The 15,385-nt window shown below is 34.1% G+C and carries 14 protein-coding genes; 11 read left to right on the top strand and 3 right to left on the bottom strand.

All coding sequences use genetic code 11. From position 1 onward, the window contains the following. Positions 1 to 75: 75 nt before the first annotated feature. From ABWU47_RS05625 to ABWU47_RS05615, 3 genes are all read left to right on the top strand, one after another. On the top strand, positions 76 to 1,728 hold the full coding sequence (locus tag ABWU47_RS05625) for a 30S ribosomal protein S1 (protein WP_012673366.1): 1,653 nt from the start codon (positions 76 to 78) through the stop codon (positions 1,726 to 1,728). Positions 1,729 to 1,757: 29 nt separating this feature from the next. After that, positions 1,758 to 2,036, top strand: a complete 279-nt coding sequence (locus ABWU47_RS05620) for an HU family DNA-binding protein (RefSeq protein ID WP_010963035.1) — start codon at positions 1,758 to 1,760, stop codon at positions 2,034 to 2,036. A 72-nt stretch (positions 2,037 to 2,108) separates the two neighbouring features. Next, positions 2,109 to 2,435 carry a cell division protein ZapA gene (locus ABWU47_RS05615; protein ID WP_010082086.1) on the top strand — a complete coding sequence of 109 codons (327 nt, stop codon included), beginning with the start codon at positions 2,109 to 2,111 and terminating at the stop codon, positions 2,433 to 2,435. Here the strand turns inward: ABWU47_RS05615 and ABWU47_RS05610 are convergent. Beyond that, positions 2,410 to 2,688, bottom strand: a complete 279-nt coding sequence (locus ABWU47_RS05610; protein ID WP_006279484.1) for a succinate dehydrogenase assembly factor 2 — start codon at positions 2,686 to 2,688, stop codon at positions 2,410 to 2,412. The genes ABWU47_RS05615 and ABWU47_RS05610 overlap by 26 nt on opposite strands. Positions 2,689 to 2,787: 99 nt before the next feature. Between ABWU47_RS05610 and rseP the strand changes: the two genes are divergently transcribed. The 7 genes from rseP (at position 2,788) to ffh (ending at position 13,358) form a co-directional block, all read left to right on the top strand. Beyond that, the gene (gene rseP, locus ABWU47_RS05605) at positions 2,788 to 3,906 is read left to right on the top strand and encodes an RIP metalloprotease RseP (RefSeq protein ID WP_006279483.1); all 1,119 of its coding nucleotides are present in this window, start codon (positions 2,788 to 2,790) and stop codon (positions 3,904 to 3,906) included. Between the two features lie 8 nt (positions 3,907 to 3,914). After that, on the top strand, positions 3,915 to 6,251 hold the full coding sequence (bamA, locus tag ABWU47_RS05600; protein WP_353285620.1) for an outer membrane protein assembly factor BamA: 2,337 nt from the start codon (positions 3,915 to 3,917) through the stop codon (positions 6,249 to 6,251). Then, the gene (locus ABWU47_RS05595; RefSeq protein ID WP_077188197.1) at positions 6,252 to 6,803 is read left to right on the top strand and encodes an OmpH family outer membrane protein; all 552 of its coding nucleotides are present in this window, start codon (positions 6,252 to 6,254) and stop codon (positions 6,801 to 6,803) included. Between the two features lie 4 nt (positions 6,804 to 6,807). Further along, entirely contained in the window at positions 6,808 to 7,239 is a 432-nt protein-coding gene (fabZ, locus tag ABWU47_RS05590) for a 3-hydroxyacyl-ACP dehydratase FabZ (protein ID WP_353285619.1), read from the top strand. Positions 7,240 to 7,284: 45 nt separating this feature from the next. Further along, positions 7,285 to 10,167: an FAD-dependent oxidoreductase gene (locus tag ABWU47_RS05585; protein WP_006279639.1), complete on the top strand. Its 2,883-nt coding sequence runs from the start codon at positions 7,285 to 7,287 to the stop codon at positions 10,165 to 10,167. A gap of 303 nt (positions 10,168 to 10,470) precedes the next feature. Beyond that, a complete protein-coding gene (locus ABWU47_RS05580; protein ID WP_077188196.1) occupies positions 10,471 to 12,030 on the top strand; it encodes a proton-conducting transporter membrane subunit in 1,560 nt (519 codons plus the stop codon). Further along, positions 12,015 to 13,358: a signal recognition particle protein gene (gene ffh, locus ABWU47_RS05575; protein WP_077188195.1), complete on the top strand. Its 1,344-nt coding sequence runs from the start codon at positions 12,015 to 12,017 to the stop codon at positions 13,356 to 13,358. The genes ABWU47_RS05580 and ffh overlap by 16 nt, the downstream gene beginning before the upstream one ends. A 200-nt stretch (positions 13,359 to 13,558) precedes the next feature. Here the strand turns inward: ffh and ABWU47_RS05570 are convergent, their stop codons facing one another. Both ABWU47_RS05570 and ABWU47_RS05565 read right to left on the bottom strand, forming a co-directional pair. Then, positions 13,559 to 13,681, bottom strand: a complete 123-nt coding sequence (locus tag ABWU47_RS05570) for a hypothetical protein (protein ID WP_256469374.1) — start codon at positions 13,679 to 13,681, stop codon at positions 13,559 to 13,561. After that, positions 13,650 to 13,871, bottom strand: coding sequence for a hypothetical protein (locus ABWU47_RS05565; RefSeq protein WP_174515652.1), 222 nt, complete (start codon positions 13,869 to 13,871; stop codon positions 13,650 to 13,652). The genes ABWU47_RS05570 and ABWU47_RS05565 overlap by 32 nt, the downstream gene beginning before the upstream one ends. Positions 13,872 to 14,614: 743 nt before the next feature. On the opposite strand from ABWU47_RS05565, the gene surE reads away from it, so the two are divergent. Continuing rightward, on the top strand, positions 14,615 to 15,367 hold the full coding sequence (gene surE / locus ABWU47_RS05560; protein ID WP_077188194.1) for a 5'/3'-nucleotidase SurE: 753 nt from the start codon (positions 14,615 to 14,617) through the stop codon (positions 15,365 to 15,367). Positions 15,368 to 15,385 lie beyond the last annotated feature (18 nt).

Below are 15,385 nucleotides of genomic sequence, written 5' to 3'. Positions count from 1 at the left end.
TTAATGAAAAATTACTTGTCAATAATTGTTAATATTATATAATATATGAGTTCTAATAAAGTTTAAGTTAAAGGTATGAATAATAATAATCCAGTCGTAAATCTACCGGTTACTATCAGAAAGCTATCATCAAACAAATTTATAGAAGAGATATGTCAAGGCCAATTTGAGGATCAAGATAATACCTTGTTTGAAGATTCTTTTGTTAACAAAATTAAAGAAGGAGATGTGGTAGAAGGTGTAATTACAAGAATAAACCCTAACGACGTTGTGGTTGATATTGGTTTAAAATCTGACGGGAGAATTCTGATCAAGGAACTCGGTTGTAATGATGAGGTCATTATTGGCTCGAAAATCAGAGTTTATGTGGAAAGAATTGAAGATTATCATGGTAATGTTGTTCTTAGTCGTGAAAAAGCAATTAGGGACGAAAAATGGAATAAGTTGGAAGAAGATACAGTTACAAGGGCTGAAGTAAGCGGAGTTATTAAACGCTCAATTAAATGTGGCTTTATTGTTGATCTTGGTGACGGAATAAGCGCTTTTTTACCGCTGAGTCATGTGGATTTGAAGCAAGTAAAAGATGCGAAGCACCTTATTGAAACTGAACAAAAGTTCATCGTGCTTAAAATGGATAAGAAGCAGGGCAATATTGTAGTATCAAGAAAGCTGGTGTTAGAAAAATTGCACGCTGGTGAAAAAATTAAATTTTTAGAATCTTTAAATGAAGGCGATATAATAGAAGGGAAAATAAAAAGTATCACTCATTACGGTGTATTTGTCGGTATTCATGAATCAGATGTAGTGGGAGTTATAGATGGATTGTTACATATTACAGATATCTCTTGGAGTAGGGTAAGTCATCCGTCTGCAGTTTTTACTTGTGGTCAGACTATAAAAGTTAAAATTATAAAAATAGACAAGGAAAATGCTAAAATTTCCTTGGGTGTGAAGCAGCTAGAAGATAGCCCTTGGCAAGATGCAGAGTCAAAATATCCAGTTGATAGTGTGCATAAGGGTTATGTAACAAGCATAGAAGATTATGGATTATTTGTTGAGCTTAGACCTGGAATTGAAGGTTTAGTGCACTCGTCAGAAATAACTTGGGTTAAGAGTAATTTACCAGTTAGTAGTCTCGTAACAAGGGGACAAGAAGTATATGTAAAAATTCTCAGTATTGACATTGCTAAGAGTAGGATGAGTTTAAGCATGAAAAGGTGTGTAGACAACCCTTGGCAAGTATTTATCAATAAATATCCTCCTGGTTCTATTGTTTCTGGTGAAGTGAAGAATAATACCGGCTCATATGTATCTGTTGCTTTCGGTGATTCTGAAATAGATGAGAACGTAGAAGGGACAATATATGTGAAAGATTTTAGTTGGTCTAAAAATGGTTCAGATGAGATAAAGAAGTATAATGTAGGTGATAAAATAGAAGCAAAAGTAATAAGGGCTAACGTGAATCGGGCAAGAATTTATCTTGGAATAAAACAAATAGAGTATGATCCTCTTGAAGAACTGATAAAGAAAGTTAAGGTAGGTGATAAAATACAGGTTATTGTAGGTAAGAGAGAAGATAATGGACTAGTCGTTGAAGTTGAGAACGATGTAACCCTTCTAATAGATCAAGAGCATTTACCAGAGAATAAAAAATTCTCTATATCAGAAAAAATAGAAGTTGAAGTATTGGGTGTTGAGGAATATAACATAGCATTATCTGCTAAGTGATAAGGTTTACTTATTTTGGCTTCATATAAATGGCAACAAAGTCTGATATAATAGCGAGGGTAGCAAAAAGACATCCTTTTTTAGATAAGATTGTTATAGCAGCTATAGTTGATAGATTTTTTGGGATACTTTCAAGCACATTGAAACATCATAATAGAGTTGAAATTAGGGGGTTTGGTTCTTTTTCAGTTAGAAGTTATAACTTGAAAGAAACAAGCCATTTAATGTTACAGAAGTTTACAAAGAATCAATACTTTAAAACATATTTTCGTAGCAGTAAAAAATTATCTGATTTGATAAATGAATAAAAATTTATACCATAAATAAGATGAAAGTAGGGGTTTGAGTTTATACTGTACGATAGAAATTTTTAGCACCATATGCAAGTAGTAGAAATAGTTATACGTAATAACACATATAAAATATCTTGCGAAAGTGGGAAGGGGAATCATTTATTACGCCTTGCTAATAGTTTTGACAAGTTAGTTAGTTCTGTATCTCAAAAAACTGGAGGTAAGGGTTCGGATGCATTAAATTTCTTACTTGCAGCACTAATTCTTGAGGATAAAATTTTAGAATTAACAAAGCGATTAGATGAAGTAAATCAAGAGCGCGAAAAGTATAGAAACGAGAAAAGAATAGAATATACTGAGGTACTAGATAAGGTAAATAAGATTATCACTAATCTTGAGTGCATAAAGGATTAGCTTCAATAAAGCAAGCAATTAAATTGACTATCTGACTATTCAAGCCAGGAGGGAGGTTTGTCTTACGAGTTATGTAACAATATAATTCGTAATCATCAAGATCAACTATTTTTTCGTATTCGATTAGTTCGCTTAAGGAAAATTTATCAAGATATTTCAATGCGAAATGCCCTAAAAGTATATCGGTTTCTTTGCAACCCCTATGCCAGCTTCTATATATTAATTTTCTTCTGAGTAGTGAGGTATCTGTCATTACAATTAAACTTTTTTTAATTTAAAAGTTAAACTAAATACTTGTCAAGCGAGGCGCATTTTAATATACTTAACATTTTGTTAAGATCTAAATATACAGGTGGAATTAATTTCTAATCTTATCCATCAATTTAGCGATGGAATATATTATTTTTTATCATTTTCTTTAATAATTTCTGTCATAGTATTCGTGCATGAATATGGGCATTATGTTGTTGCCAAAGCATGCAAAGTTAAAGTTGAATCTTTTTCCATAGGTTTTGGTCCTGAAATTTTTGGTTTTAACGATAAGTCTGGAACTAGATGGAAATTAAGCGCTGTTCCATTGGGTGGTTATGTTAAAATGCTAGGAGATACTAATGCAGCGAGTGTCCCAGCTGATCAACAAGAATTAACGGAAGAAGAAAAATTGTATTCATTTCATACAAAACTGCGTCATAAAAAAGCAGCAGTAGTTTTTGCAGGGCCTTTTGCAAACATGGTATTTGCTGTTATAGCTTTTACAATATTTTTTAGCATAGCAGGTTATTATCGCACTCCACCGGTGATTGAAAATGTAATCGAAGGTAGTGCAGCTAAGCAAGCTGGTTTGTTGCCAGGTGACACTATTACACAAATCAATGAGCATAAAATAAAATACTTTGAAGATATTTCACGTGTGATAATGTCGAATCCTAAAACAAGAATGGAGATTGAGTATAGCAGAAATAATGAGAAGCACAGGACCAGTTTAACTCCATTAATAATCAAGGACAAAGACGTTTTTGGCAACACAATAGAAAGAGAAACTATAGGGATTATTTCAGTCAATACATTAAAGCAGTCGTCTTTTCTTGGGGCTGTGAGCTTATCAGTAAGTGAAACTTACCACACTATGTGCTTAACGATCAAAGCTCTCTTTCACATTATTGTTGGTAAAAGGAGTATCAATGAAATAGGTGGACCAATAAAAATCGCAAAATATTCAGGACAATCAGCTAAAAAGGGATTTATTATGGTTCTATATTTTATGGCAATCATTTCAGCTAATTTAGCTGCAATTAACTTGCTGCCAATACCACTGCTAGATGGTGGGCATTTATTTCATTATATCATAGAAGCGGTTATACGTAGGGATTTAAGCTTGAAATGTCAAAAATATGCAGCTATTTTTGGTGCTTTAGTGTTGTTTTTGCTTATGGCAACTGGAATGTCAAATGATATTAGGGATCTTTTTTGAAATAAAATATGAAAAAGCTATTTTATATACTGGTAGTGGTTTTTATTTCTTTTCCTGCCCTGCTTGTTGCTTTAGGAACTGCGGAAAAAGTGCAGGTGAAAGATGTCAAATGTATTGGTAATGAGAGGGTAAGCAACCAGACAATAGGGTTCTATATAAAACTAAAATCTGGTGATTATATAAACGACGATGATATAGACTCAATTATAAAAGATCTATATAAAACAAAGTTATTTGCTAGTGTTAATGCTTACATAGATGATAAAAAAAATTTAGTAATAAAAATTCAAGAAAATCCACTAATTAACAAGATAATATTAAAGGGTAATAAGTTATTTAATAGCAAAGAGTTACTAAATAATGTGATTCAGTCAAAATCGCTAACTATTTTCACTGAAACAAAATTGCAAAACGATTTAATGAATTTAATCACTACTTATAGAAATAACGGTAAGGTTGGCGTTAAAATTGAATATGAGTTGGAGAAGCTCGATAGTAATAGGGTCAATCTAATTTTCAAAATAAAAGAAGGCAAAACCTCTAAAATTAAGGATATAAGATTTATAGGCAATAAAAACTTTTCTGAAAATGAGCTAGAGCAAGTTATTAAAAGACATAGTAATGACATATTTAGTAAGTTATTTAGAGCCATTTTTAAAGGCGAAAATCATTATTCACCGCAATATCTATTGATTAACACAGAATTGCTCGATCGTTTTTATTCGTCTAAGGGATATATTCAAAATAATATTCAACCAATTGTTGAGGTTGATAATAACAATCAAACAGAGTTAACTTTTTTGATTGACGAAGGACAGCAGTATTTGTTTGGAAATAATGAGGTTAATATTGAAACTGAAATTCAGGATTTGAGCCTAAAAGAAGAAATATTGGATTTTATAACAGAGGAAAACGATAAGATATTTAATAGAGTTAAAATTAATAATACAGTAGAAAAAATAAACAAATATTTAAATGAAAAGGGATACATATTTGCAAAAGTTAATCCAGAGTATGCACAACGTGACAACGTTGTAGATGTAACCTACAGAGTGCTGCCGGGTAAAAAGATTTATATAAATCAAATTACAATTGATGGTAACGATCGCACTTTAGATAAAGTGATCAGAAGTAAGCTAAGTGTAGCAGAAGGTGATGCATACAATATATCTGAGATTCAAAAGTCACGTAAAAAACTAATGAGTAGTGATTTTTTTGAAACAGTGAAAGTAAATAGTTACGCAGTTAATGACAATACAGTAAATCTTGACTTAAATGTTAAAGAAAAAAACACTACTTCGTTGTATTTGGGAGGCGGTGTGTCTCTTCCTGGTGGAGCATTGATTAAAATTGACCTCAAAGACCGTAATTTATTTGGTACTGGAAAAGAGCTCTCTTTTGCTCTTGAAAAAAGTCAATACGTATTTTCTACTGATTTAGAGTTTGTTGAAAATAATTTTAACGATTCTGATACGTCACTAGGCATGGGTGTATTTTATGAAAAACAAGATAAACCAAACACTACTTTTGATAGTTGCGATATGGGATTTTTTACAAAGTTATCATATAAAGTCACAGAGAACTTAACTAATTCCCTTCGCTATTCTTATAAGTATAATCATATACACATGGATAATAAGGGTGGACAAGACACCCATATCTCTGAAATAATACTGGACCGAAAAGGTAAACATCAGATTTCATCAGTGGGATACACGTTGGCATATAATAAACTGGATAATCTATATGCTCCAAAAGAAGGGTATTTACTGCGCTTAAGTCAGGATATTTCAGGATTGGGAGGAAACGTGAATTTCCTAAAATCTGAATTCTTATCTTTTTATACGCACCCTATATTAAGCAAAATTGACGATGATATAACGCTACGCTTTAAGATGGCGGCAGGTCATATTTTTTCTTATACTGATGAAAATCTAAACATTGGCCAGCACTTTTTTAAAGGGGGTAATGAGATTAGAGGGTTTGACCTTTCCGGTATTGGACCAAGAGCAGAAGACAAAAATAAAAGCTCATTAGGAGGCAAAACTTATTTTAATCTAACACAGCAAGTGGATTTTCCTCTACCAAAACTATATGACTATGCTGGTATCAAAGGCTCACTATTTGTTGACTATGCGACACTTTTTGGCTTAGATGATAAAAATAAGAAGTATGAAGGGAAATACTATGATAGCAAGCTTGTGAGAGTGTCACCAGGTTTTGGCTTTTCAATGCTTTCTCCTTTTGGTAGACTTAGATTGGATTTCGGGTTTCCTTTAGTAAAGGAATCTTATGATATAATACCATCACCAAATGTTAAATTTTCTATTGAAGCGGGGATTTGAATGAAATATATACAGTTATTTATATCAGTTATTGCCTTAATTATTTCCTTATTTGTGGGGTATAAGTTTGTAGGATATCAACCTCAGAACACAAAAGCTGCAATTATCGATAGTGACAAAGTCATCAATGAATCTCTTGCTCTGCAAAATATACAACAACAAATAAAGGAGCAGAATTCTAGATTACAACAAGAATTTGAAAGTGAGTTAGAAAAACTTAAGCCATCAAAAGAAGAATTTGAACTTTTGTCAGAAGAAGCAAAAAAAGAAAAGACAGAACAGTTTAATAAGCACACTGTAAATACTAGAGATAATTACGCTAAAAAAATGTTACATTTAGAAGAAAGCTATAGAGACGCAGTAGAGAGTGTTTTTAACAAGATAAAAGAAGTCGCTAAAAAAACGGCAGAAAAAAACAACATAGATTTGGTACTATTTATTTCAAAAAAGAACCAAGTTTTATACTCCATGGATGAAGTTGATTTATCAGATGTGGTATTAAACAATATAAACAAGAAAATACCTGAATTTGCTTTGAAAGGCATTGAGTAGGCTTATGCAATTTAATATCAGTGATATTATAAAAATATTACCACATTCTTATCCGTTTCTCTTAGTAGATAGAGTTATAGAGTGTGATCCTGGTAAAAGTATAAAAGCAATCAAAAATGTGACTTTCGATGAGCCATTTTTTATTGGCCACTTCCCTGGTCATCCAATAATGCCAGGAGTCTTGATAATTGAATCTCTAGCTCAGGCATCTGCTATATGTGTTCTAGGTAAAGAAACAATAGAAAATAAAGTTGTTTACTTGAGATCCATTGAAAATGCAAAATTCAGAAAGCCAGTTACTCCAGGGGACACATTGATTCTTCAAGCTAACATTCAAAGTGTGTGTTTAGGTGTACACAAATTTAGGTGTATTGCATCTGTTAGCGAAGAAAAAGTTGCAGAAGCAACAATCTCAGCAGTACTGCAAAATAAATAAAATCTTCATCTGTAAGAAACAGCATGTACACTTTATAGTATAGCAATGAAGCTGAATTTCAAAATCTCATTTTCGAATCTATATACTCGCAATGGATTAACAAAATTAGATGAGACATTTTTGAATTATATTAAATCATGTGATGAGAGCTTGTTTTGTTCATTAATTGAAGCAAGAGAAAAAGCAGCTTCTTCTTCGATGTCATCCCAGTGTCACCTCCCATCATCCCAGTGTCACCCCCCGTCATCCCAGTGCTTGACACTGGGATCTAGAAAACAAGAAGGACGGTCAGCTACTTGGATGACAGATAGTCAGTTAATAGTAGACCTCTCATATTTACTTGATGAATTTATTGCAAAACTTTTCAATGTTGAAAAAGAAATAGAGGAGCTAAAGAAAAAGCACAACGACTTTGCTGTAATATATAAGTGCAAAAGATTATTTGTCCAACGCTATGCATTGAAGAAATACACTAATGTGGCGAATATAGATATTACTAACAAACTAAGTCATTTTCTCACTTTGCCAACAACAGAAAAAAATTTTGCTGAGCAGGTGATGCATTGGTTTGAAGATAAAGAAAATCACAAAGAAGAAATAGAACTTGCAGCACAATATGCAGTGTGGAGAGTAAAAAATAAACAGAGTATATTATTCAGTATTCATAAAAAAATCGACCACGAAAACCTCATACCATTTTCTAAAAAAGAAGTGGACAAAGTTGAAGTGCTGTATTCAAATGAAGTAAAAAGACGATACGGTTTTGATCTAACAAGCAAAAAGGTGAGTTTGAATAAAGCACTAGATAATGCTCACTACTGCATATTTTGTCATAAGCAAAGTAAGGACAGCTGCTCAAAGGGGCTAATTAATAACGACAATACTTTTAAACAATCTCCACTAAAAGTTGAACTGCACGGCTGCCCACTAGAGCAGAAAATATCAGAAATGAATCTGGTGAAAAGCGAAGGGTACAGCATAGCAAGTCTTGCAATTGTGATGATAGATAACCCATTATGCGCAGCCACTGGACACAGAATATGCAATGACTGCATGAATTCGTGCATATATCAAAAACAAGAACCCGTAAATGTGCCAGCAATTGAAACAAGGATTCTGGATGATGTGCTCAGTTTACCGTACGGATTTGAAATATATTCTCTGCTCAGCCGTTGGAATCCTTTAAATTTTCAGCGTTCATTGCCAAGAGAAAACACCGGAAAAAACATTCTAATTGTAGGCCTTGGTCCTGCTGGTTTTAATTTAGCTCATCATTTGTTGAACGATGGGCATAACGTTATCACCATTGATGGACTAAAAATTGAGCCTTTGATCGATAATTTCCAGCTAATTAAAGATTTTGAACACGAAAAATTGAGTGAACGCACGGCAGGAGGGTTTGGTGGGGTGGCAGAATATGGTATTACTTCTCGGTGGGATAAGAATTACTTAAAGATTATTAGATTACTGCTGGAAAGACGTGAGCATTTCGCACTTTATGGAGGCATTCGTTTTGGTGGCACGATTAATGTTGATGACGCGTTCAACTCGGGTTTTGATCACATTGCCCTAGCACTTGGCTCTGGCAAGCCACGAATGATCAAAATAAAGAATATACTAGCTCGTGGAGTGCGTATGGCATCTGACTTTCTTATGTCGTTACAACTGACTGGCGCTCTTAAATTTGATTCTATAGCAAATCTGCAAGTTCGTATGCCGATAGTTGTAATAGGGGCTGGGCTTACTGCGATTGACACTGCCACTGAAGCTTTAGCGTATTATCCAATTCAAGTAGAAAAATTTCTTCTTCGTTATGAGATATTAGTTGATAAGTATGGAAAGGACTGTGTTGAAAAAGATTGGACAGAAGAAGAGCGCGAAATTGCGAATGAGTTTATATCACACGCACAATTGATCCGAGAAAAGCAAAAGTTAGCAAAAAAAGAGAATAGAGAAATAAAAATATTAGAGTTGATGCAGAGTCTCGGGGGAGTGAAAGTTATATATAGAAAAGAGCTAAAAGATTCACCAAGTTATCGATTAAATAGCGAAGAGGTGCAAAATGGGCTGTCAGAAGGGATTTACTTTATTGAAAACTTAGAGCCAGTTGAAGTTGTGACGGATAAATATAACCATGCTGAATCAATAAAACTGATAGACACAAAATCCGGCGAAATCAAACGTATAAAAGCACGTTCTATTTTTATAGCAGCAGGTACTGAGCCAAATACAGTTATTGCAACAGAAGATAAAAAGCATTTTAAATTAAGTAATGGGTATTTTACTCATTTGAATTCATCAGGAAAAGAAATAGACCCAATATTTTCTCCTAAAATGCAAAATAAAGATAGAATATTAGTGTATAAGCAAGGCAATAAAACAATCAGCTTTTTTGGTGATCTTCACCCTTCGTATAGTGGCAGCGTCGTGAAAGCTATGGCAAGTGCTAAGAACGGCTACCCTATTATTTCTCAGCTTTTGAGTGGAGTTAATAGCTTCGTTTCTTTCATTCCAGTGTGTGATGTTGTGGGCCAGAAAAAAAATGCGTGGTCAAGTGTTGAAGACCTGGCTAATAAAGAATTATTTAATAGAATCAAAGAGCAATTCACTGCAAAGGTTATAAAAGTTCAATATTTAACAGACAAAGTTGTGGAAATAGTGATCAAAGCACCACTTGCGGCAAAGAATTTTAAGCCTGGGCAATTCTTTAGATTGCAAAATTTTGAAACCAATGGCAGAAAAGCCAATAATACAAACCTTGCTATGGAAGGTATAGCCGTAACCGGCACTGAAGTAGACAAAAAAAAAGGAATTATTTCCACTATTGTGCTGGAAATCGGCGGCTCCACTAATTTATGCAGACACTTAAGAGAAGGCGAGCAAATAATTCTTATGGGCCCAACTGGCAGACCTACTGAGGTTTACTAAGTCTCAATATTAAAGTGATGCCAAATTTTATTTCAAAAAGTAAATAATTTACTAACGCTCGTGCACAAATTAAAAATAAATTATGCACGAGTGTAGCGTTATGAATTAGGAGTGCTATATTAAAGCTTACCTCACTATTAAAGCTATCGGTCAGATTAGATTAAAAACCTAATCTGACCGGTTTCTCTATAACCCTCTAAACTCTGATATAATTATATGATAATTAGTTTAATTAGTGGTTAATATGCAAATTGATTTTATTCATATATTGAGATAGCATAAACCATATTGGTTTTAATTATTGTGCAACTTTATAAATCGTCACTGTTACTTCTACTGACTGTATTAATAGTTATAGTCCTAAAATTACCTGAAAATTTGAGCATTGCAGTAAATTGGTCTCTCCCAATTCTAGATTTTGATTTATCTTTTCGTACCATACTAATATCTTTTTTATCAGTTGCATTTTTAGCTGTTCTACCAGCACAAAATTTGACTTTTTCAGAGATGCTATCTTTTGCTGCTTACACTATTAGTTCACTTTATGCAGTTTTATCTGAACATATGATATTGGTTATAATATTCTGTGAATTAATGACCATCAGTGCATTTTTTATTATCGCAGCTAGCTGTAGAGATAGTGGACCTGCAATAAGGTACGCTTGTGTACACTTTTTCGTTGGAGTTATATTAATAGCAGGATTGGCACTTCAAAGCACTAACCTGATAATTTTGGGTTTATTGATAAACTGCGCTTGTTTTCCTTTTTCGTTTTGGGTTGTTGATGCATATCCTGCTGCATCGCTACATGGCACCACATATCTCTCTTTATTTACCACTAAAGTCTCTTTTTTAGTGATGCTTTTACACACTTATAACCTATGGCAAGATTGTACTGAAATATTAGCGCTTGTAGGCACCATCACTGCAATTTACAGCATTATATTTGCTTCTCTTGAGCAAAATATTCGCAGATTTTTATGCTATAACGTTGTAGGACAAATGGGCTTGCTGATTATTGCAGGAAGTTTGCTCAGTCCTTCGGAAAAAGCAATACCAATTTTGATACTGCATATAATCTTCTCTCTTGTTTATCAATCATTATTGTTTGTGGTCAGTAATTCGATTATTTCACAAACAAAAACAATTAGTTTTAATGGAGTGGGTAAACTGATGTCAGTGGAAGGCATGTGTGCTATAATCGCAATACTTACAATGGCTGCATTTCCTGGAACCGTTGGATTTATCAGTAAATCATATATCACAGCTGAAATTGAAATGAACACTGTTGCCTTAAAAGGGTATAAAAATTTATATAAGCTTCTAAATTTGCTGCTTCATTTAAGCGTGGGGCTAAAGTTTCTTTATTACTTATTTATTGCAAAAAGTAAGTCAAAACCTTTAGCAGAGAGAGGAGGCAAAATGACTATGATTATTTTAGCATTTATATGCGTAATCGCTGGCAATCCTTACTTACCTATTTACAATAAGCCTTCAATTTTTAATCTTGCGTACAACACAAAAAGTATTTGGTCGCAATTTAATTTATTACTATGTACCACTTTATTGTTTATTCCTTTACGCAAGTTATTTTACCCGAGAGTAAATTTTAAAATGGATGTTGATTGGATTTTTAGAGCTTTCATACCCTATATTATCTTGCTGTTCAATCAGTTAGTCTCTAAAACTAGAGAAATGTTTGCCAGCGTAGTGCAAAACTTGACTAATCCACTTACTGGTTTATACTTTAATAATATTACTAAACTTAAAGAAGTGCTGGGTTATAACTCAGTGAGTTTTGTTTCAGCTTCTTCTCTCTTTTTAATGAGTATTCTACTAATGCTATTATGTTTAAATCGTTAACTGAAAGTTTAAATTCTGTATTTAGTAAACTGAGAGGAAAGTCAATCATTTCTGAAGATGATTTTAATCTTGCCATGCGTGAAATACGCATAGCCTTAATTGAAGCTGACGTTTCACTTGAAGTTGCAAAAAAATTCATCAACGACATTAAAGATAAAGTGATTGGGGAAAAAGTCATAAAAAGTGTTTCTCCAGCACAAATGATAATTAAAATTGTACAGGATAATTTAGTTGCAGTTCTCGGATCAGAGAAAAGTGACTTAAATCTAGCAGTTAAACCCCCTGCTGTGATTATGATGGTGGGCTTACAAGGTGCAGGTAAAACAACTACCTCAGGAAAGCTTGCTTTAAAACTAAAAAAGCAAAAGAAAAAAGTGATGCTTGCCTCTTTAGACATTTATAGGCCTGCTGCCCAGAAACAACTTGAAGTGCTAGGTAAGCAAATAGATGTGCAAACTTTACCTGTAGTAATAGATGAGAAGCCCATTACAATTACAAAAAGGGCAATAGCAATAGCAAAGAACGATAATTATGATGTATTAATACTAGACACTGCAGGCAGGCTTCATATTGACAATAATATGATGAATGAGTTGAAAGCCGTAAAGAAAATAGCTTCACCTGCAGAAGTTATTTTAGTAGCCGACGCAATGATAGGCCAGGATGCGGTCAACATTGCCAAATCATTCAATGAGGTAATAGGTGTAACCGGCATTATTCTCACCCGTGTTGATGGTGATGCACGTGGTGGTGCTGCTCTTTCTATGAAAATGATCGCCGATTGTCCAATTAAATTTATTGCTTGTGGTGAAAAATTAAGTGACCTCGATGATTTTTATCCCGATAGAATTGCAAAAAGGATACTTAGCATGGGTGATGTTGTATCATTGGTTGAAAAAGCTGCTGAGATTGTTGGTCAGGAAGAAATTGATAAGTTACAAAAGAAAGTGAAAAAAGGTAAATTCGACCTAAACGACCTAGTGGGAATGTTAAAAACTCTGAGTAAAATGGATGGCATTAGCAACATAATGAAATTCATTCCTAGTTCATTTACAAAAAAGCTAAGTAGCAGTGTGCCAGATGACAATAAAGTGAAAAAATATATAGCCATCATAAACTCAATGACTGAAAAAGAAAGGCAAAATCCAGATATTTTAAATGGCAAAAGAAGACTTAGAATTTCTAAGGGGTCCGGAACAACTGTAACTGACATTAATCTTCTAATTAAGCAGTATAATCAAATGAGCTCTATGGTAAATAAGTTCAGTAAAGTTGACCATAGTAAACTCAAAGAATCTGATTTGATGGATATGCTAAGCAGAAAGTAAGTGACCTTACCTTTAGCTATATCAAAAGCCGGCTTAGGTCTCGCAAAAAAATTTACAGCTTCTTGCTAGCCAAGAAATTTATTATTAATTTTAAGAAATACTATAGCTGACCCAAGCAACACGTCATACCGCGATTCATTTCATAACTGTACGAACATTGTAGTGTGGGCCACCAGTGGGGTGTCATCCGAGTAGCTTGACTACTTGGATCCAGAAAAAAGAATGGTGTCATGCAAGTAGCCTCCTTCTCCTGTCATCCCAGCGCCCAGAGGTGTCATCCGAGTAGCTTGACTACTTGGATCCAGAAAAAAGAATGGTGTCATGAAAGTAGCTGACACTGGTCTCCATCCAAAAGGGTGTCATCCGAGTAGCTTGACTACTTGGATCCAGGAAACTTAATTGCAAGTAATGCATTGGGTTTGGTGAGTATGGGTTTTGCGTTATAGAATGAAGCACTTTTTGTGAATTTGTAAAGAAAACTGGATCCAAGTAGTCAGGGCACTGGGATGACATCATCCTTTTTTTTGGATTCCAGACTGGAATGACAGCAGTCCTACGTCATACCGCGATTCATTCGCGGTATCTCTAGATCCCGCTAACAAGCAGCGGGATGACGGTTGTCGTTTAGCTACAAATATTAAGAAATTTACCAAACGAAAAAAAAGGCAAAAGAAGCCCCGTGGTGGTTGGCTATTTACTATGTACTAAAATATCGGCGTTTTTTTTATTCTAAAACGCTTGATTAAGAGCGATTTAGCTGCTTTTAACTTGCAACTAACCTACACCGCAAGTGTTTAAGAAATTTACTAAGCAGGAAAAAAGGCAAAGAAACCCCGTAGTAGCTAGCATTCAAATTCTCCCTTGTCAATTTGACGTTTTTTGCTGTCTTAAACGCTTTGTAAGCGCGTTTCGGCTTATATAGGTAAAAACCTAAAAATTTTTAAAGACATGCGATGCACGTAGTGCGAAAAATTAAACATGAGACGCCAAATACCCTAAGTTTTTTGTCATTAACCTGCACAGATTGCGAAGATAAATAAATAGCTTCAGTTTCATGATAAGGGGGCTGGCGGAGTTTGTCAAGTAGGTTTTTTCGTTTCTATTGTAATGACAGTTATGGCCTGTGCAAGAAATCTATTGATTTACAGCAGGTTCTTTGTTACAGTTCGTAGTTATGCAAAGAAACTTAAGGCCTCATGAGTTTATTTACAGCCAGTGATTTACATAATTTGGAGCTGTATAGCTGAGTATTGTATATGATAATATTGATAACAAACGATGATGGCTTTGGAAGTGAAGGAATAAAATTACTCAAAGAGGTTGCACGGAATTTTGCGTCAGAAATATGGATAGTGGCACCAGATACTGATAGAAGCGGAGCTGCAAGATCTCTTGATTATCCAGTGAAACAATCTATTGGAATAAAACAACATGGTGAAAGGGAATTTAGTGTGTCTGGTACTCCTGCAGACTGTGTCATTATTGCGCTAAATAAAGTTATGAATAAAAAACCAGACTTAATATTGTCCGGAGTAAATATTGGATCAAATGTCGGGGACGATATTTGTTATTCAGGAACAATTGGTGCTGTAATGGAAGGTGCTGCAAGGTCTATACCTTCTATTGCACTGAGCCAAGTTTATCATGATAAAATAGACTGGCACAATACAAAGGTTTTTGCACCAAAGGTTATTGCCAAGCTCGTTAAGGTTGGTTGGCCTAAAAACATAGTGATGAGTGTAAATTTTCCTGCTACAGAAAAAGTAAAAGGAGTAGAATTTGCTGAACAAGGTGAATATAACATTGATGGGGATTTAATTTTTACTGAAAATTCGAATGGCTCTTTTAGCTTAAATTGGTCTCGAGAGCACTCAGGCAGTGGTAGTGTAAATAAAATAAAAGAAGGATTTATTACTATCACACCAGTAAAATTAGATTTTACAGATTATGATACATTGAATGCTATGAAAAATTCTTGTGCAGACGAATTTTCTTCTATAGCTGACTGAGAAAAACATTTGCATTGC

Source organism: Wolbachia endosymbiont (group A) of Gastracanthus pulcherrimus (assembly GCF_964028265.1).
In the GTDB taxonomy this organism is placed as follows: domain Bacteria; phylum Pseudomonadota; class Alphaproteobacteria; order Rickettsiales; family Anaplasmataceae; genus Wolbachia; species Wolbachia pipientis.
This window is presented reverse-complemented; position numbering and strand designations above follow the sequence as displayed.